The organism is Furfurilactobacillus curtus (genome assembly GCF_045862785.1).
Classification (GTDB): domain Bacteria; phylum Bacillota; class Bacilli; order Lactobacillales; family Lactobacillaceae; genus Furfurilactobacillus; species Furfurilactobacillus curtus.
The window spans coordinates 59,893-83,125 of sequence record NZ_BQXO01000006.1; the positions used below are offsets into that span (position 1 = coordinate 59,893).

At 44.2% G+C, this 23,233-nt stretch carries 21 protein-coding genes; 16 read left to right on the forward strand and 5 right to left on the reverse strand.

Annotated elements, in window-relative coordinates; translation table 11 throughout:
- The first annotated feature begins 92 nt into the window (after positions 1-92).
- From ACKTR2_RS09065 to ACKTR2_RS09075, 3 genes are read left to right on the forward strand one after another with little or no spacing between them, the layout of a single operon-like run.
- Positions 93-773 carry an EAL domain-containing protein gene (locus ACKTR2_RS09065; RefSeq protein ID WP_407884668.1) on the forward strand — a complete coding sequence of 227 codons (681 nt, stop codon included), beginning with the start codon at positions 93-95 and terminating at the stop codon, positions 771-773.
- 15 nt (positions 774-788) lie between these two features.
- On the forward strand, positions 789-2,162 hold the full coding sequence (locus ACKTR2_RS09070) for an FAD-dependent oxidoreductase (RefSeq protein ID WP_407884670.1): 1,374 nt from the start codon (positions 789-791) through the stop codon (positions 2,160-2,162).
- Complete coding sequence (locus ACKTR2_RS09075; protein ID WP_407884672.1) at positions 2,159-3,313, forward strand: GGDEF domain-containing protein; 1,155 nt, start codon at positions 2,159-2,161, stop codon at positions 3,311-3,313. The genes ACKTR2_RS09070 and ACKTR2_RS09075 overlap by 4 nt, the downstream gene beginning before the upstream one ends.
- 185 nt (positions 3,314-3,498) lie before the next feature.
- On the opposite strand, the gene ACKTR2_RS09080 is transcribed toward ACKTR2_RS09075, so the two are convergent.
- Positions 3,499-4,485, reverse strand: a complete 987-nt coding sequence (locus ACKTR2_RS09080) for a LacI family DNA-binding transcriptional regulator (protein ID WP_407884674.1) — start codon at positions 4,483-4,485, stop codon at positions 3,499-3,501.
- A gap of 198 nt (positions 4,486-4,683) precedes the next feature.
- On the opposite strand from ACKTR2_RS09080, the gene ACKTR2_RS09085 reads away from it, so the two are divergent.
- The 6 genes from ACKTR2_RS09085 to ACKTR2_RS09110 all read left to right on the forward strand — a co-directional run bounded on the left by ACKTR2_RS09085 (position 4,684) and on the right by ACKTR2_RS09110 (position 12,494).
- Positions 4,684-6,078, forward strand: coding sequence for an SLC45 family MFS transporter (locus ACKTR2_RS09085; RefSeq protein WP_407884676.1), 1,395 nt, complete (start codon positions 4,684-4,686; stop codon positions 6,076-6,078).
- Positions 6,079-6,111: 33 nt separating this feature from the next.
- The gene (locus tag ACKTR2_RS09090) at positions 6,112-7,815 is read left to right on the forward strand and encodes a glycoside hydrolase family 13 protein (RefSeq protein WP_407884678.1); all 1,704 of its coding nucleotides are present in this window, start codon (positions 6,112-6,114) and stop codon (positions 7,813-7,815) included.
- A gap of 96 nt (positions 7,816-7,911) precedes the next feature.
- Positions 7,912-8,502, forward strand: a complete 591-nt coding sequence (locus ACKTR2_RS09095) for a TMEM175 family protein (protein WP_407884680.1) — start codon at positions 7,912-7,914, stop codon at positions 8,500-8,502.
- Positions 8,503-9,163: 661 nt separating this feature from the next.
- Positions 9,164-10,582 carry an amino acid permease gene (locus tag ACKTR2_RS09100; protein WP_407884682.1) on the forward strand — a complete coding sequence of 473 codons (1,419 nt, stop codon included), beginning with the start codon at positions 9,164-9,166 and terminating at the stop codon, positions 10,580-10,582.
- 179 nt (positions 10,583-10,761) lie between these two features.
- Entirely contained in the window at positions 10,762-11,808 is a 1,047-nt protein-coding gene (locus ACKTR2_RS09105) for an LLM class flavin-dependent oxidoreductase (RefSeq protein WP_407884684.1), read from the forward strand.
- Between the two features lie 2 nt (positions 11,809-11,810).
- Positions 11,811-12,494 (forward strand): NADPH-dependent F420 reductase, encoded by a 684-nt coding sequence (locus ACKTR2_RS09110; RefSeq protein WP_407884686.1) that lies wholly within the window; start codon positions 11,811-11,813, stop codon positions 12,492-12,494.
- A gap of 68 nt (positions 12,495-12,562) precedes the next feature.
- On the opposite strand, the gene rpiA is transcribed toward ACKTR2_RS09110, so the two are convergent.
- Positions 12,563-13,243 (reverse strand): ribose-5-phosphate isomerase RpiA, encoded by a 681-nt coding sequence (gene rpiA, locus ACKTR2_RS09115; RefSeq protein ID WP_407884739.1) that lies wholly within the window; start codon positions 13,241-13,243, stop codon positions 12,563-12,565.
- A gap of 26 nt (positions 13,244-13,269) precedes the next feature.
- Entirely contained in the window at positions 13,270-13,536 is a 267-nt protein-coding gene (locus tag ACKTR2_RS09120; RefSeq protein WP_407884688.1) for a GNAT family protein, read from the reverse strand.
- Between the two features lie 303 nt (positions 13,537-13,839).
- Here ACKTR2_RS09120 and ACKTR2_RS09125 point away from each other — a divergent pair, with 303 nt between their 5' ends.
- From ACKTR2_RS09125 to ACKTR2_RS09135, 3 genes are all read left to right on the forward strand, one after another.
- Positions 13,840-14,385 (forward strand): dCTP deaminase/dUTPase family protein, encoded by a 546-nt coding sequence (locus ACKTR2_RS09125; protein WP_407884690.1) that lies wholly within the window; start codon positions 13,840-13,842, stop codon positions 14,383-14,385.
- A 112-nt stretch (positions 14,386-14,497) separates the two neighbouring features.
- Positions 14,498-15,868, forward strand: a complete 1,371-nt coding sequence (radA, locus tag ACKTR2_RS09130; RefSeq protein WP_407884692.1) for a DNA repair protein RadA — start codon at positions 14,498-14,500, stop codon at positions 15,866-15,868.
- Between the two features lie 35 nt (positions 15,869-15,903).
- Entirely contained in the window at positions 15,904-17,094 is a 1,191-nt protein-coding gene (locus tag ACKTR2_RS09135; protein WP_407884694.1) for a PIN/TRAM domain-containing protein, read from the forward strand.
- A gap of 42 nt (positions 17,095-17,136) precedes the next feature.
- Here the strand turns inward: ACKTR2_RS09135 and ACKTR2_RS09140 are convergent, their stop codons facing one another.
- Positions 17,137-17,586 carry a DUF3021 domain-containing protein gene (locus ACKTR2_RS09140; RefSeq protein WP_407884696.1) on the reverse strand — a complete coding sequence of 150 codons (450 nt, stop codon included), beginning with the start codon at positions 17,584-17,586 and terminating at the stop codon, positions 17,137-17,139.
- Positions 17,583-18,029 (reverse strand): LytTR family DNA-binding domain-containing protein, encoded by a 447-nt coding sequence (locus ACKTR2_RS09145; protein ID WP_407884698.1) that lies wholly within the window; start codon positions 18,027-18,029, stop codon positions 17,583-17,585. Before ACKTR2_RS09145 ends, ACKTR2_RS09140 begins: the two co-directional genes overlap by 4 nt.
- A gap of 566 nt (positions 18,030-18,595) precedes the next feature.
- Between ACKTR2_RS09145 and gltX the strand changes: the two genes are divergently transcribed.
- The 4 genes from gltX to rlmB all read left to right on the forward strand — a co-directional run bounded on the left by gltX (position 18,596) and on the right by rlmB (position 22,925).
- Positions 18,596-20,083 (forward strand): glutamate--tRNA ligase, encoded by a 1,488-nt coding sequence (gene gltX / locus ACKTR2_RS09150; protein ID WP_407884699.1) that lies wholly within the window; start codon positions 18,596-18,598, stop codon positions 20,081-20,083.
- Between the two features lie 188 nt (positions 20,084-20,271).
- Positions 20,272-21,687: a cysteine--tRNA ligase gene (cysS, locus tag ACKTR2_RS09155; RefSeq protein WP_407884701.1), complete on the forward strand. Its 1,416-nt coding sequence runs from the start codon at positions 20,272-20,274 to the stop codon at positions 21,685-21,687.
- Entirely contained in the window at positions 21,680-22,111 is a 432-nt protein-coding gene (locus ACKTR2_RS09160; RefSeq protein ID WP_407884703.1) for a Mini-ribonuclease 3, read from the forward strand. Before cysS ends, ACKTR2_RS09160 begins: the two co-directional genes overlap by 8 nt.
- Positions 22,101-22,925 (forward strand): 23S rRNA (guanosine(2251)-2'-O)-methyltransferase RlmB, encoded by an 825-nt coding sequence (rlmB, locus tag ACKTR2_RS09165; protein ID WP_407884705.1) that lies wholly within the window; start codon positions 22,101-22,103, stop codon positions 22,923-22,925. Before ACKTR2_RS09160 ends, rlmB begins: the two co-directional genes overlap by 11 nt.
- Positions 22,926-23,233 lie beyond the last annotated feature (308 nt).

Below are 23,233 nucleotides of genomic sequence, written 5' to 3' on the forward strand. Positions count from 1 at the left end.
TAAGCCCCAAACGCCAACAGCTGGCTCACAAATCAGAGAATTCCTAGAAACGAGTCGTTAGCACAGCATGTCATAAAAGCAGGGAGTTACTGATGCACCGATATTTTATTCAACCACAAGTTAATGGTGCCACTAACACGATATTTGGTTACGAACTGCTGATGAAGCACTTCGAAAACCAACAATGGCGGCCACCACGATTTTTTGCCGATATCCCAGCTACCGTGATTGCGGATACATTAATTCGGACCACACAGAAGCTGGCGTTGAAAATTGGGACAGTATCCATTAATCTTAATCGCACGCAATTACTGAATCCTGCGATTGTTGATGCTGTTATTACGGCCCAAGATCAATTGCGACCATTGCGATTAACAATCGAATTAACAGAAGAACCCGGCGACGATGATATTTCGCTGGACCAACTAATGGCTCAGCTGAATAAACTGTTAGTCCGTGGTATCGAATTATCACTTGATGATGTAGGCAGCGGCATCAACCAACGAAAGCAGGTTGAACCATTATTACCTTTGGCGTCGGAACTGAAATTTGCTTTGCAAAATTTGACCATTCCGTTAACGGACGTGAGGGTTCAAAATCAAGTTAAGACTTGGCATCAGTTGGCCATCCAGCGCCATTGCCGATTTATTTTGGAAGGGATCGAAACCGCCCAAGAAGCCCAATTAGTGGATGATTTAGGGATTGCTCTACGGCAAGGATATTATTATGGCCGCCCCCATATTCTTAAATTAGCACCGGCTGATCCGCAGTAAAATTGGAGATTGAAAATGAAAATTATTGTAATTGGCTGTACACATGCCGGAATTGCTGCCATCACACAGATTTTAACTGAACATCCTGATGCAAGCGTGACGGTCTACGAACGTCATGATAACGTTTCTTTTTTATCTTGTGGGATTTCGCTGTATTTAAGTGGACAGGTTAAACATCTTGAAGACATGTTTTATAGTAGCCCAGCTGAATTACGTGCGTTGGGCGCTACCGTGAATTTACAACATGACGTTCTCCAAATCGATAAGGAAGCTCGGCAAATTAGTGTTGAGAATTTGCAGACAAAAGCCATTTTCATGGATCATTATGACAAACTAATTATGGCCACTGGCTCTTCAGTGGCGGTACCCCCATTATTCGGGATCGATGAAGAACAAGTGTTGTTGTGTAAAGATTACGCCCAAGCTCAGGCCATTTATCAAACTGCTCAAATTCAGCATCACATTACGATTGTGGGTGGCGGGTATGTAGGCGTTGAACTGGCAGAGAGTTATGCGACAACAGAACATGAAGTAACCTTAATTCAGGGACCAAATCAGTTATTAAACAACTATGTGGATGAAGCACTGTCGGCGGTAGTCGTTGATCGTTTGCAGCAAGCCGGTGTAAACATCTGCCTTAATGAGCGTGTGTTGGCCTTTTACGGCGAAGATGGTCAGCAAGTCACGATTGAAACGTCGATCGGACAGCACCAAGCGGATCTAGTGATTGTCTGCACGGGGTTTGTGCCCAATTCTGAACTACTGCGAGGTCAGGTTGCGTTGGCACACAATGGCGCGATCCTAATTGACGATTATTTGCAGACCTCTGATCCCAATATTTATGCCGCCGGAGATGTCTGCGTGGTCAAATATAATCCAACTGCTGCAACGGCCTACATTCCCCTCGCGACAAACGCGATTCGTCAAGGAATGCTAGCAGGGCGCAATGTTTTTGGTTCAGTACAAAAATATTTGGGCACGCAAGCAACATCAGCGATGAGCGTTTTTGGCGATACCTTAGCTACGACGGGACTAACGCTAAAACGGGCACTGACAGCTGGATTTAACGCTCGCTCAGTCACTTACGAGGGGCTGTATCGTCCAGACTATATGCCAGACACCGCGCCTCTAACCATTGTGTTAGTGTATGACCTTGTTTCGAGACGCGTTTTGGGGGCTCAACTTTTTAGTCCTCATGAAGTTGCGCAATCGGCTAATACAATTTCTGTTATCATTCAAAATCAAAATACAATTGATGACCTGGCCTATGTGGATATGCTGTTTCAGCCACAGTACGATTATCCGTTTAATTATTTAAATTTGGTGGCGCAAGCGGCAATTAAGCAAGCTGCAGACCAAGAGAATAAACAGTCAGGAGAGCGCTCATGACAGCAAAGCTTTGGCTGGTACCGTCGATGTTTACCGGCGTCTTTTTTGTTTTGGGACTAGTCTTAACGTTTCAGCTGATTATTAATTTAGTCGTTACACTGGAGCAACAGCATGATTGGTCATTACGAATTGGGCAGACATTGCAGTTGCATTTATTGGGGGTTATATATTTTTCTGCTTTTGGTATTTACTTTGAGTACTTATCACAGCAGATTAACAACCAGTTTGCTTTTATTAATTTTAGGATTTTATTACTATTCTATGTTGTGATGTTTTTAGGCACTCGGGCTAGCACCTTTATCGTCGCCAGTGCCGTAGTTGGACACGCAATGTTCGACACATTAAACATGGATAGCGTAGACTACATGATCGCAGTGATCGCTTGCTTTATTCTGGCCAGTTGGTTGACGATGTTTATCGAACGGCGTCACTGGGGTGTTGTTGCCTGGACCCTTAGTCTCAATCTTTTTAATATTGCCTTGTGGTTATCACTCTATATTTTTTGGCCAAAGGTCGCACTCGTTTTAACAAAAAGCGATTTAGTTTTTAATATCATTGCATTTGTCATCCTGAGTCTGGGGCTCAGTATCGCAATTACCCGGATTTCAAGTGATCAAATGCGATTAAATTTATTACGTTATCGGGCGACAACGGATCCTATTACTGAATTGAAAAATGTTCAAACATTTACACATGATTATCGCCATGTGTTTTTGAATAATCGGAGAAATGAGATGCCACTTAGTTTATTGGCAATTGATGTTGACCATTTCAAACAGTTGAACGATCAGTATGGGCACCTTGTTGGCAACCGATTGTTAAAAGAGCTCGGTGAATTGTTCGAGGCGACTTGTGCTGAGTTTACGACGGTTTCAGCTTATCGAGTTGGTGGGGAAGAGTTCGAGGTTATCATTTCACAGCTGAGTCAAGCTCAAGTTAGAAAATTGGCAGCTGAGATTCGTCAAGTAATTTTACAACATGAATTTGTGCTGGAGTCCGGATCAACTATTGATATCACGATTTCTATGGGCATTGCACATTTGGAATCAAAGGACTTGTCGCCAGATGATTTGTATGGACGCGCAGATCAAATGTTATATCGTTCAAAAGGACAAGGGCGCAACCAAATTAGTGAAGCTGTGGCGGATTAGATGTAGAAATAATTACAATTTTGATCGAAAAATTACAATTTTGCCTAGACTAAAAATGGGACCTAAGCCAGATGACTTAGATCCCATTTTTAGCGATGAGGCAAAACTAGAAGCTAAATTTCACTTCCAATTTAATTAGCCTAAGCACGAAACATTAACCACTTGACTGATGTATCGCTCATTGCTTAACTACTGGCGCGTTCATCTAATTTAAAGGGCAGTAATTGAGCTGCAGGTGGTTGCGTATCAGTATTCAGCAATAAATTAACGCCAGCTACCCCCATATCGTAAAAGGCTTGGGTAATGCTGGTCAATTGTGGCCGAACCCACTTGACCAAATCAGTTCCATCAATGCTGACAATGGCAAGCTGATTGGGGATGTTTAAATGAAAATCCGTGGCCTGGTTGAGTACACCGACGGCGGCCAAGTCACTCATGGCAACAACCGCGTCAATGGGCGGTGTAGGCCCCCATTGGCGCATTGCCACAAGTCCGTCAGCATAAGTGAAATGGCCTGCTTGAATCCATTCTGACTCAATGGGCAATTGGTGATTAGCCATGGCGTTCCGATAACCGGCTAGGCGTTTTTGACCGACATAGGAGGTTGCTTCCACGGCAGCTAAACCAATACGAGTATGGCCCTTGTTGATTAGATATTCGGTGGCCCGTTGACCAATTTTAAAATCATCAGAAGCAACGAAAGCATCTTGTTCATGGCCAGAGGTAGTGCTCAAGAAGACATGAGGAATCGGTGTTTGGTCTAAGAGTTGGCGATTAGCGTCGTTTAATTCCAAGGCTAAGATTAGGATTCCCCGTACCGAGCGTTCGATGACGGTTTGAATCGCCTTTTGTTGCAAGCGATCATCATTGACACCGGCGTATAAGATAATGACGCTCAAGTCACGAGCAAAAGCCGTATCTTGAATACCGGCAATGATTTGATCGGCAAAGTTTGTTTGGGTGCTGGAGACGATTACCCCGAGGACTTGGCTTTTTTGAGTGACGAGTTCCACTGCAGCAGAATTTTTCTGATAGCCTAAATCACGAGCGACGGTCATGATTTTTTCGGCCGTCGCCGGCGAATAAAAACGATCTTTGTGTGCTAAGACGCGGGAAACAGTGGCAATGGAAACGCCCGCGGCGGCGGCGACGTCTTTAATGGTGACACTCATGCATGGATCCTCCCAATCTGTTAAATGATTACCGTCAGTGTAACATATTGGTCTATACTTTTATAGATTTTACACAAACGTTTGTGTTTCTTTCAAAATGGTATTGTAACCGGTTTCATAAGATGGTATTTTAGTTTACGTAAACGTTTACTCAAATTTAGATTAACGGCTTGATGAAGTCGATTGGAGGAATCTAACATGGCACTTAATGCCACTCAGGAAGCAACTACGGGTGAGATCCCGGCGACCCACGAATTACCGCGGCTCAGTTTAGCAAAGGTGTTTGCGATGACGTTTGGCTTTTTTGGCGTCAACATGGCATTTTCACTACAGTCCTCACAAATGGGACGCATTTTTCAAACGATCGGCGCTGACCCAACCAAATTAGGATTTTTCTTTATCCTGCCACCATTGGCTGGTATGGTTGTACAACCGCTGATCGGGAAGTATTCGGACCGCACGTGGAATCGATTTGGGCGACGGATGCCGTACTTGTTAATTGGAGCACCGATTGCGGCCATCGTCATGATTTTATTGCCCAATGCAGGTTCGTTTGGATTTGGCTACGGCTCATTGGCGGCCTTACTATTTGGCGCTTTCACGATCTTGTTTATGGATTTATCTTCAAACGTCTGTATGCAACCCTTTAAGATGATTATTGGTGATATGGTGAATGAAGATCAAAAGGATTTGGCTTGGTCTTGGCAACAATCATTTTCCAACTTAGGCGGAGTGGTTGCGACGATCGCTCCCTTCGTGTTGACGATTTTCGGGGTGGCCAATATTGCCCCGAAAGGCCAAGTACCAGCTACTGTCAAATGGGCCTTTTACATTGGCGCGGCAGTCTTATTGTTAACGTCTTTGTACACCATTTTGTCAGTGAAAGAATACGAACCAACAACTTATGCGCGTTATCATCAGATGAACGAGAATCAGTTAAAAACTAAGCAGCCAAGCCTCTGGTCACTCGTCAAAAAGGCGCCTAAAGCATTTTGGGAAGTCTCGTTTGTGCAATTATTTGCTTGGTTTGCGTTCCAATACTTGTGGACCTATAGTACCGGTGCGATTGCAGCGAATGTTTGGCATACGAGCGATCCAACCTCTGCCGGCTATCAGGCAGCTGGTAACTGGTATGGAATTTTAACCTGTGTGCAATCCATTGCAGCCGTTGTTTGGGGGATGTTGATCCTATCTAGAACACGCCCCAATCAGCGGAAACTTTGGTACCGGATTGGATTAGGTATGGGTGGTGTAGGGTTCATCGCCGTCTTTATGATTCATAGTCAATGGTTACTCATTTTGCCGTTTTGCTTGATTGGGATCAGTTATTTAACGATGCAAACCCAGGCTTTCTCACTCTTCACCGAAGCGTTAGATGGAACTAATGAAGGCGCCTATATGGGGTTGTTCAATTGCGGCATTTGTTTGCCACAGATCATCGCCTCGGTAGCCAGCTTTGCATTATTCCCATTCGTTGGTAAATCAATGCCAGCCATGATTTTTGTTGGTGGCGTGGCCTTACTATTAGGCGTTTTAGCCGTGAGCGTCATTCATCCGGTCTTATCAGACAAAACGAGCGCAATCAATAATTAATGTTATTTTTGGCAGAAATTGAGGAGGAACATCATGATTCAACAAAAAGTTGCCACGCATCAGTGGTTTCAAGATTCAGTCGTTTATCAAATCTATCCGCGAAGCTTTCAAGATAGCAACCATGACGGAATTGGTGATTTAAATGGCATTCGCAGTCGGCTAGATTATTTACAGAAACTCGGCGTTGATGTGCTGTGGTTAAATCCAATTTACAAATCGCCGGATAAAGATAATGGCTATGACATCGCTGACTATGAGGCGATTCAACCGGTCTTTGGGACGATGACTGATTTTGATCAATTATTGGCCGACATTCATGAACATGGCTTAAAGCTGATGATGGATCTGGTGGTCAACCATACCTCTGATCAGCACAAGTGGTTTCAAGCTAGTAAGCAATCACAAGACAATCCATTTAGTGATTTCTATATTTGGCGTGATCCAGTAGATGGACATGAACCAAATAATTGGGGATCATACTTTGGTGGGCCAGCGTGGACCTATGTTCCAGAGCGAGGCCAGTATTACTTACATTTGTTTGCACCAGGACAGCCTGATCTGAATTGGGAAAATCCTGCTGTTCGTGAGCATGTCTACGACTTGATGCGCTTTTGGCTAGATAAAGGCGTTGATGGGTTTCGGATGGATGTCATTAACTTTATTTCAAAACCGGCTGGCCTCCCAGATGCGCCACAACCCACCGGTGCTAAGTATGGGAATGTGGAACCGATGGTGGCTGATGGGCCATTGTTAAATGATTATTTACAGGAAATGAATCGTGAAGTGCTCAGCCACTACGATGTCATGACTGTCGGCGAAATGCCAAGTTCGGTGCCAGCAGATGTCGTCAATTATGCCAATTTAAACGGTTCCGAACTGAATATGGTCTTCCAATTCGAACATGTGACCTTGGCAGCTAATCCAGATGCGCGGTTGGGCAAATGGAATGATCAGTCAGTGAAATTAGTTGACTTGAAACATGCGTTGAATCATTGGGAAATGGATTTAGATGGCAAAGGGTGGAACAGTCTATACTGGAACAATCATGATCAACCACGGGCTGTATCACGATTTGCAACGGATGATCCAAAATATCGAGTGGCAGCAGCCAAGATGTTAGGGGGGACGCTACATTTCCTGCAAGGTACGCCGTACGTGTACGAAGGCGAAGAAATCGGGATGACTAATGCGCACTTTACCGAGTTAACCCAATATGAGGATTTAGAATCGATTAACGGTTATCATCAAATTGTTGATGAAGAACGGGCAACAGATGCCACCCATATGTTGAAATACTTGGAAAATATTTCACGCGATAACGCCAGAACCCCGATGCAATGGGATGCGAGCCAAAACGCTGGTTTTTCTGACGCGACACCATGGTTTGGCTTAAATCAAAATTACGTCCAAATTAATGTCGCGACAGCCTTAGCTAAACAAGATTCTGTCTTTTATTTCTACCAAAAATTAATCCAGTTACGGCATCAATATGCCATCATCCGCTATGGTTCATTTGAACCATTGGATGAAGAAGATCCGCAAGTTTATGCTTATCGTCGGCACCTAGATGGGCAGACTTTACTTGTTGAAAGTAACTTCACGACTGATACATTGACCCGTAATTATGATCATCCTGGGAATGCGACCGTTCTAATTGATAACTATGGTCAAGATGCTGGGCAGACCTTGCGGCCATACGAAATGAAGGCCTACTTGTACTCAGATGCTGAGAATTAAATTGTCGATCAGGTGTAAAATCGCGTGATGTTATTTGTTAAATTGATTCCCTGTTGAGGCATAATAATCATATTATGTGAATCATGGGGGACAATAATGAACAAGAGTCGTGTTGAGGCATTTATCGATGCAATTATTGCCATCGTGTTAACGGTATTGATTTTGGAAATTCATGTGCCAAATAAGCCTAGTCTACAGGTGTTTTTTAGTGAGTGGCGGATGGCTTTCTCATACTTGATGACGTTTATTCTAGTGATGTTTAGCTGGTATGTGCAGCACGGCATGTTTTTAACGATTAAACGAGTGAAGTTACCGGGTTTCATTGGCATCAGTATTTGGTTGTTCTTTCTATCATTTCTGCCGGTGACAACCTCCTTTGTCGGCCGTTTTCCACAATACTGGGGTGCTGAACTGGTTTATATTGTTGAAAATATCATTTGGCTATTGTCTGCTCAGTTGATGGCATACTTACTGAGTCGTGATAATCAGGACGTTCCTGGATTAGCCGCCTTTACGCAGCGTCAGGGCGGTCGGTACATGCTAATTGGCAATGGTCTATGGGATATTATCGCCATTGCGGGTATCTTTGTTCTGCCAGAAATCGGAGTGTTGACGCCGATAGCAACAGTCGTCGTTCAAATTATCGCGGACCGATTGCATCGAAGAAGATTAGCTAGACTTGGTTGATGGTTAAAACCATGCTTGAGCTTATGCTCCTACGTAAACGTGCTCGCCAGACTTGAGCCCTGTGCACAACCAGCAATCACTACCGGGTGAAACCCACCCGTCCGTGATTTCCAGTTGTTGCTCGGCCTCACCCGGTCTGGCTCACACTCTGGTGTAAACGTGCTCGCCAGACTTGAGCCCTGTGCACAACCAACAACCACAACCGGGCCAACAATGCCCAATTGTGATTGTCCGTTGTTGCTCGGCCTCACCCGGTCTGGCTCACACTCTGGTGTAAACGTGCTCGCCAGACCTGAGCCCTGTGCACAACCAGCAATCACTACCGGGTGAAACCCACCCGTCCGTGATTTTCTGTTGTTGCTCGGTCTCACCCAGTCTGGCTCACACTCTGATAAAAAAGTCCTTGCATTAGAATTTGATAAGTAGTATTTTAATAATCAAACAAAACGGGAGGCGTTGTCATGATGAAATTAAATAATGAAATCAACCACAACGCCGCAATCAGCAGCACAACATCCTCCTCAACCACAGTCTGGTGGTTGGGGGTTTTGTGATGCACGCGTTGCATGATAAAACGGCCAACCACGACACCTGAAAAGGTGGCAGGGTTGGCCGTTTTATTTTTCTCTTAACAAAGACAGGTCCCAGAGGAGAGCAGCTTATGGATAAAAAAACGGTAGAGCCAACGTTAAAACGTTCATTAACGTCAAACCAAATGCAAATGATTGCGCTAGGAGGCACCATTGGTGTCGGTCTATTTTTAGGCTCTACCGCCACCATCAAGTGGACAGGGCCATCAGTTTTACTTGCATATGCTTTCGTAGGATTTTTATTGTACTTAGTGATGCGAGCGTTAGGTGAAATGATTTACGTTAATCCAACGACGGGTTCGTTTGCTGATTATGCTAGTCATTATATTCATCCTGTTGTCGGTTACTTGACCAAGTGGAGTAACGTATTCCAATTCGTGGTTGTTGGTATTAGTGAAGTAATCGCCGTTGGTCAATATCTAAGTTATTGGTGGCCAAATGTACCGCAGTGGTTGGCCGGCGTGGTAGTGATTATTATGCTAACATTGGCTAATTTAGCCTCGGCACGCGCGTATGGCACGTTGGAATTTTATTTTGCCATGATTAAAGTCGTTACCATTATTATTATGATTGTGATCGGGATTTTAGTTATTTTCTTTGGCCTAGGTAACCACTGGCATGCGATTGGGCTAAGTAATCTGTGGGCTCATGGTGGTTTCTTTACCGGTGGTGTTAAAGGCTTCATCTTTGCAATGTCAGTAGTCGTTGGCTCATATCAAGGAATTGAGTTACTCGGAATTACCGCTGGTGAAGCAGCCAATCCGAAACACGCGATTGTTGCGGCCGTTAAATCAATCGTTTGGCGAATTTTAATTTTCTACGTTGGAGCTATTTTTGTCATCGTAACCATTTTTCCGTGGAACCAGTTGTCGGCTTTAGGTTCACCATTTGTGGAAACATTCTCGAAAGTCGGCATTGCCGGAGCGGCTGGTATCATTAACTTTGTGGTCTTGACCGCCGCAATGTCAGGGGCTAATTCAGGTATCTATAGCTCAAGTCGAATGTTATATAAATTAGGTCATGACGATGAAACTTGGCGGGGCTTCAGCAAGTTATCGCGTCATTATGTGCCACGCCGTGCGACTTTAGCCATTTCGGCCGGAATTTTTATTGGCTTGACGTTGAACACACTATTAGCAAATTACAGTCATGCGTCAGCTAACTTATTTGTGATCGTTTATAGTTCAAGTGTGCTCCCAGGAATGGTACCATGGTTCGTTATTTTAATCGCCGAATTACGTTTTCGAAAGGTTCATCCAGATGCGATGGCAGAACATCCGTTTAAGATGCCGTGGTATCCATTTTCAAACTACTTTACGATTGCCGCGTTGTTAATTATTTTAGTGTTCATGTTTTTGAATCCGGATACGCGTCTTTCAGTATCAGTCGGGATCGTCGTCTTGGTCTTACTAACGTTACTGTATTACGTTCGGTTATGGCGTAATAAAAAGAATGTTGAGGCCAAGGAAGGATCTTCAGAAGATTTTTAGGTAATCATCATTTCCAAACTAAACCGCCATGAGCCGGATATTAGCCAAGCAATGCCGCTTGTCGACTGATGTCTTGCTTTTGACGGTTTTATTTTTGACTAGAAGGATTGCTTTTTTTAATAAGATGACGTATTCTAACGTTATTCACTTACAAAAAGTAAGTAATGGGAGGATCGGTTATGGTAGACGTAAATAAATTACAATTCGGGGTTGAAACCTTTGGGGACATCGTTGCTAAAGAAGATGGCAGCTTGTTAACCGCGGGTGAATCCATTCGGCAAATCGTTAAGGAAGGCGAGCTTGCTGACAAGTTGGGAATTGATGTAATTGGCGTTGGTGAACACCATCGACCGGACTACAGTGTGTCGAGCCCAGAGATTGTCTTAGGCGCAATCGCCGCAGTGACTAATCACATTAAGTTGGCTACTGCAGTGACAGTGTTGAGTTCTGATGATCCGGTTCGCGTGTATGAACGTTTTGCGACATTGGAAGGTTTATCAGCCGGCCGGGCCCAAGTGATGTTGGGACGAGGTTCGTTCACGGAATCTTTCCCGTTGTTTGGTTATGATCTAAAAGACTATGACGATTTGTTCAATGAAAAGTTAGCTTTGTATGATCAACTCATTAAAGAAAAACCAGTGACCTGGTCTGGTAAGTTTACCGAATCGCTTAAGGATCAAGATGTCTATCCAAAAACGGACTATGATGGGCTAGAGACCTATATCGGTATTGGTGGTTCACCGGAATCAATTATCCGAACAGCTAAATATGGTTACAAGGTAATTATTGCGATTATCGGTGGCCAAGCGGATCGATTCGCGCCTTATGTCGACCTTTACAAGAAGGCAGCCGAGCAGTTCCATCAACCAGTTCAGCCAGTTGCTGTTCATTCACACGGTTTTATTGCGGATGATGAAGATGAGGCCGTCGATGTGGCCTGGAAAAACATCAAGGCGAACTTTGACCGGATTGGTTTGACCCGGGGATGGGCACCAATGAGCCGTGAACAATTTGATAATGAAACTCAAGTTGGTTCATTTTATGTGGGTAATCCAGAACACGTCGCCCAGCGTATGGCGCGGACCATTAAACTGCTCGATTTGGGACGCTTTGACTTAGTTTATGGCGCTGGCAATCAGACAGCTGCTCAACGTGAACGCATGATTGAACTTTATGCGACCAAGGTGATTCCACGGGTTAAAGAACTGTTGGCGGAGGATAAGTGATCATGGCTGAAATTAAAACGGTTGGTATCTTAGGTGCCGGAAAGGTTGGCATCACCTTAGCGCAATTGGCACTCGCTGCCGGTTATAATGTACGGATCTCCGGTTCTGGATCGGTTCAAAAGATCGCATTGACGATTGAAACATTGGTGCCTGGCGCGGTGGCTGCGACTAATCAAGGTGTAGTTAATAAGAGCGATTTGATTATTTTAGCTATTCCACTGAGCCGTTATCAGAACATCAATCCCAAGCTTTTAAAAGATAAACTTGTAATTGATGCGATGAATTATTGGTGGGAAACTGATGGTATTCGGGAAGAAGTCCTCGATCCGTCGTCTACTTCTAGCGAGCAAGTCCAGGCTTATTTCAATAAGAGTACGATCGTCAAAACATTTAATCACATGGGCTATCACAATCTTCAAGACGACGCTCGCCCGCTAGGTGACCCAAAACGCAAAGCACTATTCGTAACTGGGGGCCAGCGTAAAGCTGTTGATGAAGTGGCTGACTTTGTTCAGGTTATGGGGTTTGATACGGTAATCCATTATCAGCTAGCCGATGGCATTATGACGGAACCAGGAAGCGAACTATTCGGAGCTAGTTTGTCAAAAGCAGACCTGGAACAGGTCATTGATCATTTTGATGAAACGGAATTTGGTCAGCAAATTACCCAAGCGCACCAACATTAATTAAAGATCTTTTCAAAAAAGGAACCAGCAAGCTTTGCCTGCTGGTTCCTTTTTTACGATTAATGTGATTAGCGAGCGTGTAACACTTCTGGTCCATCAGGCCGGCCAACAATCACCGTGTTGACCGTGTCTAAGAAAAGACCTTGCTCAACGACTCCCACCATTTGAATCAACTCACTGGCTAATTCATGGGGATGATCAATTTCACCTAAACTGAGATCCACCACGTAGTTTTTTGAATCAGTGAGGACGTGTTCACCGTTACGCATACGAACTTTCGGGTTGTAGCCCTTAGCAGCCAATTTTTTAACGACTTGGGAAGAGCCATAAGGGATCACTTCTAATGGCAGTGGAAAACTGCCTAATTTATGGGAAAGCTTGCTTTCGTCGACGATCCACATGTTCTTGGTTGAGTTAACGGCGACGATTTTTTCCCACAGATGGGCGGCGCCACCACCCTTGATTCCTTGGAAGTCGTCACTGATTTCGTCGGCACCATCAATGGTTAAATCAATGTGATCCACGTCATCAACACCTTGAACGGGGATTCCTAGTGAACGAGCCTGTTCACGTGTACGATCCGAAGTTGGGACACCAACCACGTTTAAACCTTCTTCTTGAACACGTTTGCCTAAGGCGTCTACCATGTACTTCACAGTGGAGCCGGTACCAAGGCCAACCACCATGCCGTCTTCAATAAAATCAACGGCGCGTTGGCCAACTTGCTGTTTTAGTTCATCTTGTGTCATTGCCATAATGAATTACTCCTTAACGATTAGCGAATTAGGGTTGGTTTATTGTGCCGCAAATACTGTCTAGCATACGGATCAAGGGGCAAGAGCTTCACGTGTTCCGCTTGAGCGAGGGCAGCAATGTGGTCAATCAGCTGACCAGCTAGTGCCTGACGATCTGGATAACTGTTTGCCACCCAAATATGTTCTACCGCCCAAGTCTGTGGATCAATAACGGGAAATGTGGCTGCGGCTGTAAGCCGATCATTTTCAATTAATGTTATCTGCTGCTGATCTCGTTGGAATTGCATGAATCTCCTACCAAATTATTCCGGCGGTATTAGTTTGTTTAATTGCCATGTACCATCCTATCATAATTCATGCTCAGTGTTTTGCTCTGATTTTTTTGTCGAGCTACACAAGCCTGATGTCTGTGCCTAGTCTAGGCCGACCAATTGGCAAGAAGCGCCAATCAGTCCACCTCAACTAGTGCTCGACATCACCCAGCTTGTTTTGCTCTGATTTTTTGAGAATAGCAGAATGCTATCATCTCCAGAGGGCTTACTCTATAATGAAAGGTAAGTGACTAAATTAACTAAATGAGGTGCAATTTAATGGCAAAGACACGTGGTTTTGAGGTGGTCAAACGGTTGGCAGACGATCCAGTACCGCTACCACAACGGCAAACAAAAGCTGCTGCCGGTTATGATCTAGCAGCTGTGAGCGATTTTACCTTACCATCAATTTGGCGTGGACACTTTTTAAAGGCTTTGTGGCATATGCGACATGGTAAGGCGCTAACACCAGAGCTGTTAACGACAGCTGATCAAGAATTGAAGCCCTTTTTAGTTCCCACGGGGATTAAGGCTTTTATGCAGCCAGATGAGGTCCTTTTGCTCGTGAACCGTTCATCTGGGCCCTTAAAGCGTCGTTTAATTTTGCCAAACGGGGTTGGGGTGATCGATGCGGATTACTATAGCAATGATAGCAACGACGGTGAAATTTTTGTCCAACTGATCAATTATGGACTGACTGACGTGACGATCAAAAAAGGTGAACGAATCGCTCAAGGAATTTTTGTGCCATTCTTAACCATCGACGGTGAAACCACACCCCAGATGGAACGCAATGGGGGTTTCGGTTCTTCAGGAAAACATTAAAGATTAAGAAAATTCAAATCGGTTGCGAACTAATTGCACTCAGGCGGGCATGTGGTAGACTGTAATTATTGATTGGTTAACATTGGTCAAACTTGTATGAAAGGAAACAATTGTGGCGAAAACAAAAACCCAATTTGTCTGTCAAAACTGTGGCTATTCCTCACCACGCTATTTAGGGCGCTGTCCAAATTGTGGCGAGTGGAATACGTTAGTTGAAGAAAAGATTAGTGACGATATTCCTAATCGTAAAGCGCGGGTTAGTTTTACTGGTCAGACAGCGACGGCTCAACCAATTAAGGACGTCAGCTTAGCTGAAGTACCCCGTGTGAAAACAGCGCTAAAAGAATTTAATCGCGTGTTAGGCGGCGGCGTGGTTCCTGGGTCACTAGTTTTAATCGGTGGGGATCCAGGAATTGGTAAATCAACGCTGTTAACGCAAGTTTCCGGACAATTAAACGATACTGGAGGCCGAGTACTATACGTTTCTGGCGAAGAGAGTGCCACCCAAATTAAAATGCGTGCGGATCGTTTAGGCGTTGGTGGTGATGAATTTTATTTGTATCCTGAGACGGATATGAATAATATTCGCGAACAGATTACCGCCTTAGACCCCAAATTTGTCATCATTGATTCTGTCCAAACGATGCAAGAACCGGATATTACTTCGGCAGTCGGTTCTGTGGCCCAGATTCGTGAAGTGACAGCGGAATTGATGCAGATCGCCAAAACGAATCAAATTACAATTTTTATTGTTGGTCATGTGACGAAAGGTGGCGCGATTGCTGGGCCAAAGATTTTAGAGCACATGGTTGATACAGTCCTGTACTTTGAAGGTGATTTGCACCACACGTACCGCATTCTGCGGGCCGTCAAAAATCGTTTTGGCTCTACGAACGAGTTAGGAATCTTTGAAATGCGTGAAGATGGACTGCGCGAAGTGGCAAATCCATCCGAAATCTTCTTAGAGGAACGGTTGTCCGGGGCGACTGGATCCGCGATCGTCGTGTCAATGGAAGGAACTCGACCGATTCTAGTCGAGGTACAGGCACTGATTACACCGTCTGTCTTTGGCAATGCGCAACGGACTGCTCAAGGACTTGATCGTAATCGAGTTTCTTTGATCATGGCAGTGCTCGAGAAACGCGCTAACTTGATGCTACAAAACCAAGATGCTTACTTGAAAGCAGCTGGTGGTGTCAAGTTAGATGAGCCAGCAATTGACTTAGCGATTGCCGTCTCAATTGCTTCGAGTTACCGTGATAAAGAAACACGATCAAGTGATAGCTTTGTTGGCGAAGTCGGCCTAACTGGTGAAATTCGCCGGGTGAATCGGATTGAGCAACGTGTCGCCGAGGCGCAAAAGTTAGGTTTTAAACGTATTTTTGTTCCAAAAAACAACTTACAGGGCTGGACCCCACCGTCTAATATTGAGGTTGTGGGCGTTACGACCATCAGCGAAGCATTGAAGCTAGCGCTGGCCTAGCACGTCGTTAGTTGACTTGAAGGGAGGTGAAAACAATGAAAATGACCAAAAGACTTGTGATTCAATTATTATTTGTGATTGCTGGAATCGGGGCAGGCTTTCGTTTTCTCCCAGTGTTTTGGGGGCTCGTCGGTTTGTCTGGTAATGGCTTGATCAATAACTTTTTGACTAACATTGTGTTTGGTGCAATTATTCTGTATTTACTTTCGTTTCTGTTAGTCGGTTATATTGAAAAACTGGTGAATCGTGCGGAGAAATATTTAGCGAAGCAAAGCCCGATCTACTTACTGTTTGGTAGTTTGGGGACCATTGTCGGTTTGGTTTTTGCGATTTTGATCTCGACGATTTTCTTTCAAACGCCGATGTTTCTAACGAATACACTGATTCCGGTGGTGCTGATGCTGCTACTGGGATACTTAGGATTCCGGTTAGGCACAACGCGAACCGATGAGTGGCGGCGGTTATTTTCGCTCAGCTTTCGACGCAATAAACGAACCAATGAAAGCGGCGAAATCATTGATGAAAGTGAACCGAATTATCACCATTACAAAATTTTAGATACTAATATTTTGATTGACGGGCGAATTTACGACATCATCAAAACTGGTTTTCTCGAAGGCACCTTGTTAGTTCCTAATTTTGTGTTGCAGGAACTCCAATATATTGCGGATTCTAGTGACAGTATCAAACGTGTGCGCGGTCGGCGTGGACTGGATATTTTGAACAAGCTTCAAAATGAAAAGATTATGCCGATTGAAATGTACGAGGGTGATTTCAAAGACATCCCCGAGGTTGATGACAAGTTGATCGAATTGGCGAAACAGATGCAAGCAGTGGTGGTTACCAATGACTACAACTTGAATAAAGTGAGCCAATTTCAAAACGTACAGATCATGAATATCAATGCGTTAGCGAAATCGTTGAAGCCCCGAGTGATTCCGGGCGAACAGCTTAACGTGATGGTGGTCAAAAATGGGACGGAACGTCAACAGGGTGTAGCTTACTTGGATGATGGCACGATGGTTGTCGTGGAGGACGGTCGCTACTACATCAATGAACATCTTGACGTCACGGTAACAAGTGCCTTGCAGACGGATGCTGGCCGCATGATTTTCGCAAAACCAACACATTCAACGCGTGGGTTAAACGAAAAGCCCAGTAGCGGTGCACCAAAACCAAATTCAGCGCCATCTAAACCGAATAAGAAGAACTCACGGAAATCGTAATGTCAAAAAGCGCTGGCTTAACCCGGCGCTTTTTTGATCTAATCAAGATTGCTTAAACATACGGTTAAGTCGACGCACTTCGGCCTGGGCAATCGACATACTGATGAACCAAACGATAATGTAGATGACGAGATAAATAAGCGAAAATAGCGCAAGCCAAGCGATGGATTTTGGAAACCAGCCACAAAGGATGGCCAAGGGTGTAAATCCAAGATAGCTCAGCACAAAATGGCCTACAGTTTGGCGCGTTATACTCCATGAATCAACTTGGAAAAGTAGATTAGTTAAACTAAAGACGATGCCAATTAATGCCCATAAAACGCTAGAGACAATTGTGGCTATCAGTGGTGAGGAGAACTGTGCAATAAATGTCGGTGTTGAAGGTAAATAGCTTTGTGATCGATAAATGACAGAAAAAAATAAGCTGATTATGAAACCGACCGTAATACCTATTGGAATACCACACAAAATGGCTGCGATTATTTTTCTCATTTTAAAAAATCCTTTCGTAATCGTTGTGTGTATCGACGCGAAGCATAGCTGATCTCATCATTTTTGAAGATCACCTGAAACATTCCAGCACGGGTCAGCTTGAATTTTTTGATCCAACCACTGCGGACGAGTTCACTACTAGAAATTTGTAAAAAGGTAGGTGATGGCAACGCTTGAACTAATTGATAAATTGGTTTGTGAACGATATAGCGCTCTCCACTGTTTAGCTCCGCGACAACGCGTTTATCTTCAGTATACAATCGGCTAATTTGGAAGGCCGAAACTAACTTAGTTTCGTGACCGCGATAACCGATTAATTGCCAAGGGGCAGTTAAATCTTTGATTGCTTGACCTAACTGCAGGATTTCTGGAGTCTTCATGGGGGCGTGGATTGTGATATAAGGTTCGAGAATACTTGAAACAAATGCAAATGAGATTTTCATGGCATCACCATCTTTCTAAATTATTGTTAACATACCGCAATGATGTTCTTAGCGACAAGCTTTGTAGATAAGTGGTTGTTTTAGGGGATGACTGGTCAGATTACCTCTATCGGAAGAAAGAATGCGCAAAAAACGTTTGATGAATGCCTGATCAAAAATCCAATCGGATTTGGAACACCAATAAAGCTTATCAGAGGTTGCTGGAGGGCAAAGCGGTCTACTGGTTGGTATAAAGATCGGCAGTGTTATTCTTCACATCGAGTTATAAACGGACAAGATGCTTTTAGATTGGCCAACAGTGAGCGATATTGCCAGAGCTTAATCTTGATACTATTCTAAACTGCCAAGATACTAAACTTTCGCGTAAACGTGCTCACCAGACCTGAGCCCTGTGCACAACCAACAACCACTACCGGGTGAAGCCACCCGTCCGTGATTTCCAGTTGTTGCTCGGTCTCAAGCCAGTCTGGTTCACACTCTCTGGGCCAGGCGTTATTGAAAAAGCCTGCCCAAAAAGGTAACATAAATGGCAGACACACTAATTTATTAAGAAAGAGGCGCTGATTGTGGCCAAGGATAAAATTCGGGTGCGTTATGCACCGTCACCAACCGGACATTTGCATATTGGAAATGCCCGAACCGCGTTATTTAACTACTTATTTGCGCGGCATAACAACGGAACGTTTGTGATTCGGATTGAAGATACTGATACGAAACGAAACGTGGCTGACGGTGAAAAAAGTCAGTTAGACAACTTGAAATGGCTGGGAATTGACTGGGATGAAGGTCCTGACAAACCTGGTGACTTTGGCCCTTATCGGCAATCTGAACGTAAAGAGATTTATGTAAAGCTGATCCAGGATTTGCTTGACCAAGGGTTGGCCTATAAATCATACAAGACTGAGGAAGAATTGGCTGCTGATCGAGAACGTCAGCAGGCAAATAAGCAAGCGCCGCACTATGTTTATGAATATGAAGGCATGAGTGATGAAGAAATTGCGGCAGCTCAAGCGAAGTCTGAAGCTGATGGGTTAACACCGGTCGTCCGTTTTCGCGTGCCAAAGAATCGTGACTACGCATGGGAAGACATTGTTAAGGGGCATATTTCCATCAACTCAGATACCATCGGTGGCGATTGGGTGATCCAAAAGCGTGATGGGATGCCGACCTATAACTTTGCTGTTGTGGTTGACGATCATTTGATGGAAATCAGTCACGTTTTACGTGGAGACGATCATATTGCCAATACGCCAAAACAATTGATGATTTATGAAGCGTTCGGCTGGGAAGCACCAATTTTTGGTCACATGACGCTGATTATTAATACTGAAACTGGTAAAAAATTATCGAAACGTGACGAAACAGTCCTTCAATTCATTGAACAGTATCGTGAATTGGGCTACTTGCCTGATGCAATGTTAAATTTCATTACCTTATTAGGTTGGTCACCGGTGGGTGAAAATGAAATTTTCACGCAAAAGGAACTGATCAAAATGTTTGATGAAAAGCGCTTATCAAAATCGCCAGCTAAGTTTGATGGCAAAAAGCTAGAATGGATCAACAATCAATACGTGAAGGCAGCTCCTGAAGATGAAATCTTTGACAGCAGCTTACAAGAGTTGATTCGGGCTGGCTTGGTTGAAAATGATCCAAACCAATTACACCTGGAATGGGTACGCAAGTTGGTAAGCCTTTACAAACAACAAATGTCCTACACAGCGCAAATCGTGGACATGAGTAAGGATGTCTTCTTCCAAGAACCGGCTCAAATCACGGATGAAGCCAAAGAAGAGTTGGCTGCCGATACCGCGAAGACGGTGCTGACCGAATTCGTTCAACGAGCTGATAAGTTAGCTGTATTTGATGCTTATCAGATTCAAAAGACAATTAAGGAAATCCAAAAAGACACCAAAATTCGTGGACGCGCGCTATACATGCCACTGCGAATTGCGGCGACTCACGAAATGCATGGGCCACAATTACCAGAATCAATGGAGTTGTTAGGTCGTAAAGCAACCATACGAAACATGCAGGCCATTATTGAATCATTATAAAAATTTTGCTAAGAAGCCATCATTCAGCAGGATGTTACACTGGATGATGGTTTTTGTGTGGGAAAATTAGCTAAGGCGGTTATTTAGTGGTTGTGTAATTGTCCAGTTAGCCGGCCTTTGCCTAGCAGAGCAATCAAAATATGGTAAAATCACATTAATTACAATTGGCTTAAGGAGGCAACGGTGTCATGATTCAAATTTTTAATACGCTTTCCCGAACAAAAGAACCGTTTGTGCCGCTACACGAGGGCCAGGTGAATATGTATGTGTGTGGTCCAACCGTGTACAATTACATTCATATCGGTAACGCGCGCTCAGTCGTTGCCTTTGATACGATTCGTCGTTATTTTGAATACAAAGGTTTTACCGTGAATTATGTTTCGAATTTCACTGATGTAGACGATAAGATGATCAATGAAGCTGCTCGTGAGGGAATCACGGTGCCAGAGTTAGGTGATCGTTTCATTAACGCTTATTTTGAGGACACTAAGCCCCTTAACGTTGAACGAGCGACCGTAAACCCACGGGCAACGGACAATATCGATGACATTATTGCGTTTGTGGCTGATTTGGTGGCAAAAGGGTATGCTTATGAATCTGCCGGCGACGTGTACTATCGAGCCCGTAAGTTTGAGCATTACACGCAACTGGTCCATGAATCGCTAGATGACTTGGAAACAGGGGCTAGTGACCGTGTAGACGATGGCGATAACGCCAAAAAGGAAGACCCGATTGATTTTGCTTTGTGGAAGGCCGCAAAACCAAATGAAATTTCATGGTCATCACCGTGGGGCATGGGCCGTCCTGGTTGGCATATTGAGTGTTCAGTAATGTCCACTAAGTACTTAGGCGATACGTTTGATATCCATGGTGGTGGACAGGATTTAATTTTCCCACACCACACCAATGAAATCGCTCAAAGTGAGGCCCATACAGGGAAGCAGTTTGCACGCTATTGGATGCACAATGGTTTTGTTACTGTTGGTGATGAGAATCAGAAGATGAGTAAGTCACTGGGCAATTTTATTACGTTGCATCAGATGAACGAGCAAGAAGACCCACAAGCGGTACGGTTCTTCATGGCGACGACGCAGTATCGTCGGCCAATTCAGTACACCAGTGGTAACTTGGCTGACGCTAAGAACAACCTTAAGCGTCTTAAAAACACTTACGATAATTTATCCTATCGGCTTTCAGATGCAAAAGAGGGCCATGACGCCCCTGTCGAACAATTAGCACATGAGCAACAGGTTGTGTTTGAAACGGCGATGGATGACGATTTCAATGCGCAAAATGGTATCGCAGCAATTTATGAATTGGCGAAAGTGATCAACGTGTATTTAACGCGGGAAAAGGTGCAAGCGGCAACCTTGATTCAACTGAAAACGCTATATGCCACCCTCTTACGGGTCTTTGGAATTGAATTTGAGGAAGAATCACTCGCTGATGAAGAAATCCAAGGATTGATTGATGAACGGTTGCAAGCACGTGCCAACAAGGATTTTACCCGTAGCGATGAAATTCGCGATCAGCTTAAGGCACGGGGCATTATTTTGGAGGATACGCCGCAAGGAACCCGTTGGCGGAAGGATACAGATGACTGAAATTAACTATCGTGAACTAAATGGCATGGCGTTGGCATACATTGGTGACGCCGTATACGAAGTGTACATTCGCCAACATCTAATTGAACTAGGCTATACAGTGCCGACCAAATTACATCATCATGCGACCCATTTTGTGTCGGCAAAAGCACAGGCTGCGTTAATTCGCTTATTGGAAATTGATGAAATCTTAACGGATGAAGAAACGGCGATGTTCAAACACGGCCGTAACGCAACGACGCGACATAGCGCTAAAAATACTAATATTGTGACGTATCGAATCTCAACGGGTTTTGAAGCGATCTTTGGTTATCTAAAGTTGACCGATCAGCGTGAGCGACAAGATTGGCTGGCCCAATGGTGCATTGAGCAGGTTGAGGCCGGGCGCACTGAAGAAACAAAGGGAGCAAAGCATGCCAAATAAACGTCAAGCAAATCAGCATCGGCATACCGTCAAGCGACGTGAAGAACCTGCCAAATCAGAACCAGTCGCTAATGAGACAGGTGATTTTATTATTGGTCGACATCCGGTAGAAGCCGCATTAAATTCTGATCAACAAGTGAATAAAGTTTTCATTCAAGAAGGGTTACACGCAGATATCCTGCATAACATTGCTAATTTGGCTAACCAGCGCGGCTTGATTATCAGTACCGTGCCAAAACAAAAATTAGATCAAATGACGGCGGGACAAAATCACCAAGGCGTCGTGCTAGCAATACCACCATTTGATTATGCTTCGCTGGATGATTTATTTGCCAAAGCGGAAGCTGCAAATGAGCCGCCATTTTTCTTAATTTTAGATTCTATAGAGGACCCGCATAATTTGGGGTCGATTTTGCGGACAGCTGATGCAGCCGGCATTCACGGAATTATTATCCCTAAACGGCGAGCGGTTGGACTAACTTCGGTGGTGTCAAAGACGTCCACCGGTGCGATCGAACATATACCAGTTGCACGAGTGACAAATCTAGTTGCTACGGTCAAGACCCTTAAAGATCGCGGATTGTGGATTTTTGGCACTGACATGGCTGGCACCGATTATCGCCGGTGGGATGCGACCGGACCGACTGCCCTCATCATTGGTAATGAGGGAAAAGGGATTGCACCGCTCTTAAAAAAGTCTGTTGACGAGATGTTGACAATTCCAATGATTGGCCAAGTACAGAGTTTGAATGCTTCTGTTGCAGCTTCACTATTGATCTACGCGGGCTTTAACTCCCGCCATCCTTTAACATAATTATTGATGAGAATATGAGTTTTTTTGATGATGACCTTTACCCGCCACTGATCACTTGGTGTTGGGTAAAGGTTATTTCGTTTTTGGAGGGAACCCGAACCATTTTTCCATTGTGAAGTGTAACGCGGCAAATTTAGACGATTGCTGTTAAAGTGGCGATGTTTTGTTTGGTTTTTCTACGAATGACAGAAGTTCAAATTATAAGAAAGCCGATGACTCAGCAAAGCCTTAAATTGTTAAAACGTGTGTTTGGTTGGCTAAAGGGGACTGCTTTTTTAAATTAAAATCATCAAATGGTGATGCTCTTT

Coding starts and splice junctions, on each gene's coding strand:
- ACKTR2_RS09085 (WP_407884676.1), top strand. CDS start 4,684: ATGGCACTTAATGCCACTCAGGAAGCAACTACGGGTGAGATCCCGGCG.
- ACKTR2_RS09105 (WP_407884684.1), top strand. CDS start 10,762: ATGGTAGACGTAAATAAATTACAATTCGGGGTTGAAACCTTTGGGGAC.
- ACKTR2_RS09160 (WP_407884703.1), top strand. CDS start 21,680: ATGACTGAAATTAACTATCGTGAACTAAATGGCATGGCGTTGGCATAC.
- ACKTR2_RS09065 (WP_407884668.1), top strand. CDS start 93: ATGCACCGATATTTTATTCAACCACAAGTTAATGGTGCCACTAACACG.
- ACKTR2_RS09125 (WP_407884690.1), top strand. CDS start 13,840: ATGGCAAAGACACGTGGTTTTGAGGTGGTCAAACGGTTGGCAGACGAT.
- ACKTR2_RS09075 (WP_407884672.1), top strand. CDS start 2,159: ATGACAGCAAAGCTTTGGCTGGTACCGTCGATGTTTACCGGCGTCTTT.
- ACKTR2_RS09080 (WP_407884674.1), bottom strand. CDS start 4,485: ATGAGTGTCACCATTAAAGACGTCGCCGCCGCCGCGGGCGTTTCCATT.
- ACKTR2_RS09135 (WP_407884694.1), top strand. CDS start 15,904: ATGAAAATGACCAAAAGACTTGTGATTCAATTATTATTTGTGATTGCT.
- ACKTR2_RS09120 (WP_407884688.1), bottom strand. CDS start 13,536: ATGCAATTCCAACGAGATCAGCAGCAGATAACATTAATTGAAAATGAT.
- ACKTR2_RS09140 (WP_407884696.1), bottom strand. CDS start 17,586: ATGAGAAAAATAATCGCAGCCATTTTGTGTGGTATTCCAATAGGTATT.
- ACKTR2_RS09100 (WP_407884682.1), top strand. CDS start 9,164: ATGGATAAAAAAACGGTAGAGCCAACGTTAAAACGTTCATTAACGTCA.
- ACKTR2_RS09090 (WP_407884678.1), top strand. CDS start 6,112: ATGATTCAACAAAAAGTTGCCACGCATCAGTGGTTTCAAGATTCAGTC.
- ACKTR2_RS09145 (WP_407884698.1), bottom strand. CDS start 18,029: ATGAAAATCTCATTTGCATTTGTTTCAAGTATTCTCGAACCTTATATC.
- rlmB (WP_407884705.1), top strand. CDS start 22,101: ATGCCAAATAAACGTCAAGCAAATCAGCATCGGCATACCGTCAAGCGA.
- ACKTR2_RS09095 (WP_407884680.1), top strand. CDS start 7,912: ATGAACAAGAGTCGTGTTGAGGCATTTATCGATGCAATTATTGCCATC.
- rpiA (WP_407884739.1), bottom strand. CDS start 13,243: ATGACACAAGATGAACTAAAACAGCAAGTTGGCCAACGCGCCGTTGAT.
- cysS (WP_407884701.1), top strand. CDS start 20,272: ATGATTCAAATTTTTAATACGCTTTCCCGAACAAAAGAACCGTTTGTG.
- ACKTR2_RS09110 (WP_407884686.1), top strand. CDS start 11,811: ATGGCTGAAATTAAAACGGTTGGTATCTTAGGTGCCGGAAAGGTTGGC.
- ACKTR2_RS09070 (WP_407884670.1), top strand. CDS start 789: ATGAAAATTATTGTAATTGGCTGTACACATGCCGGAATTGCTGCCATC.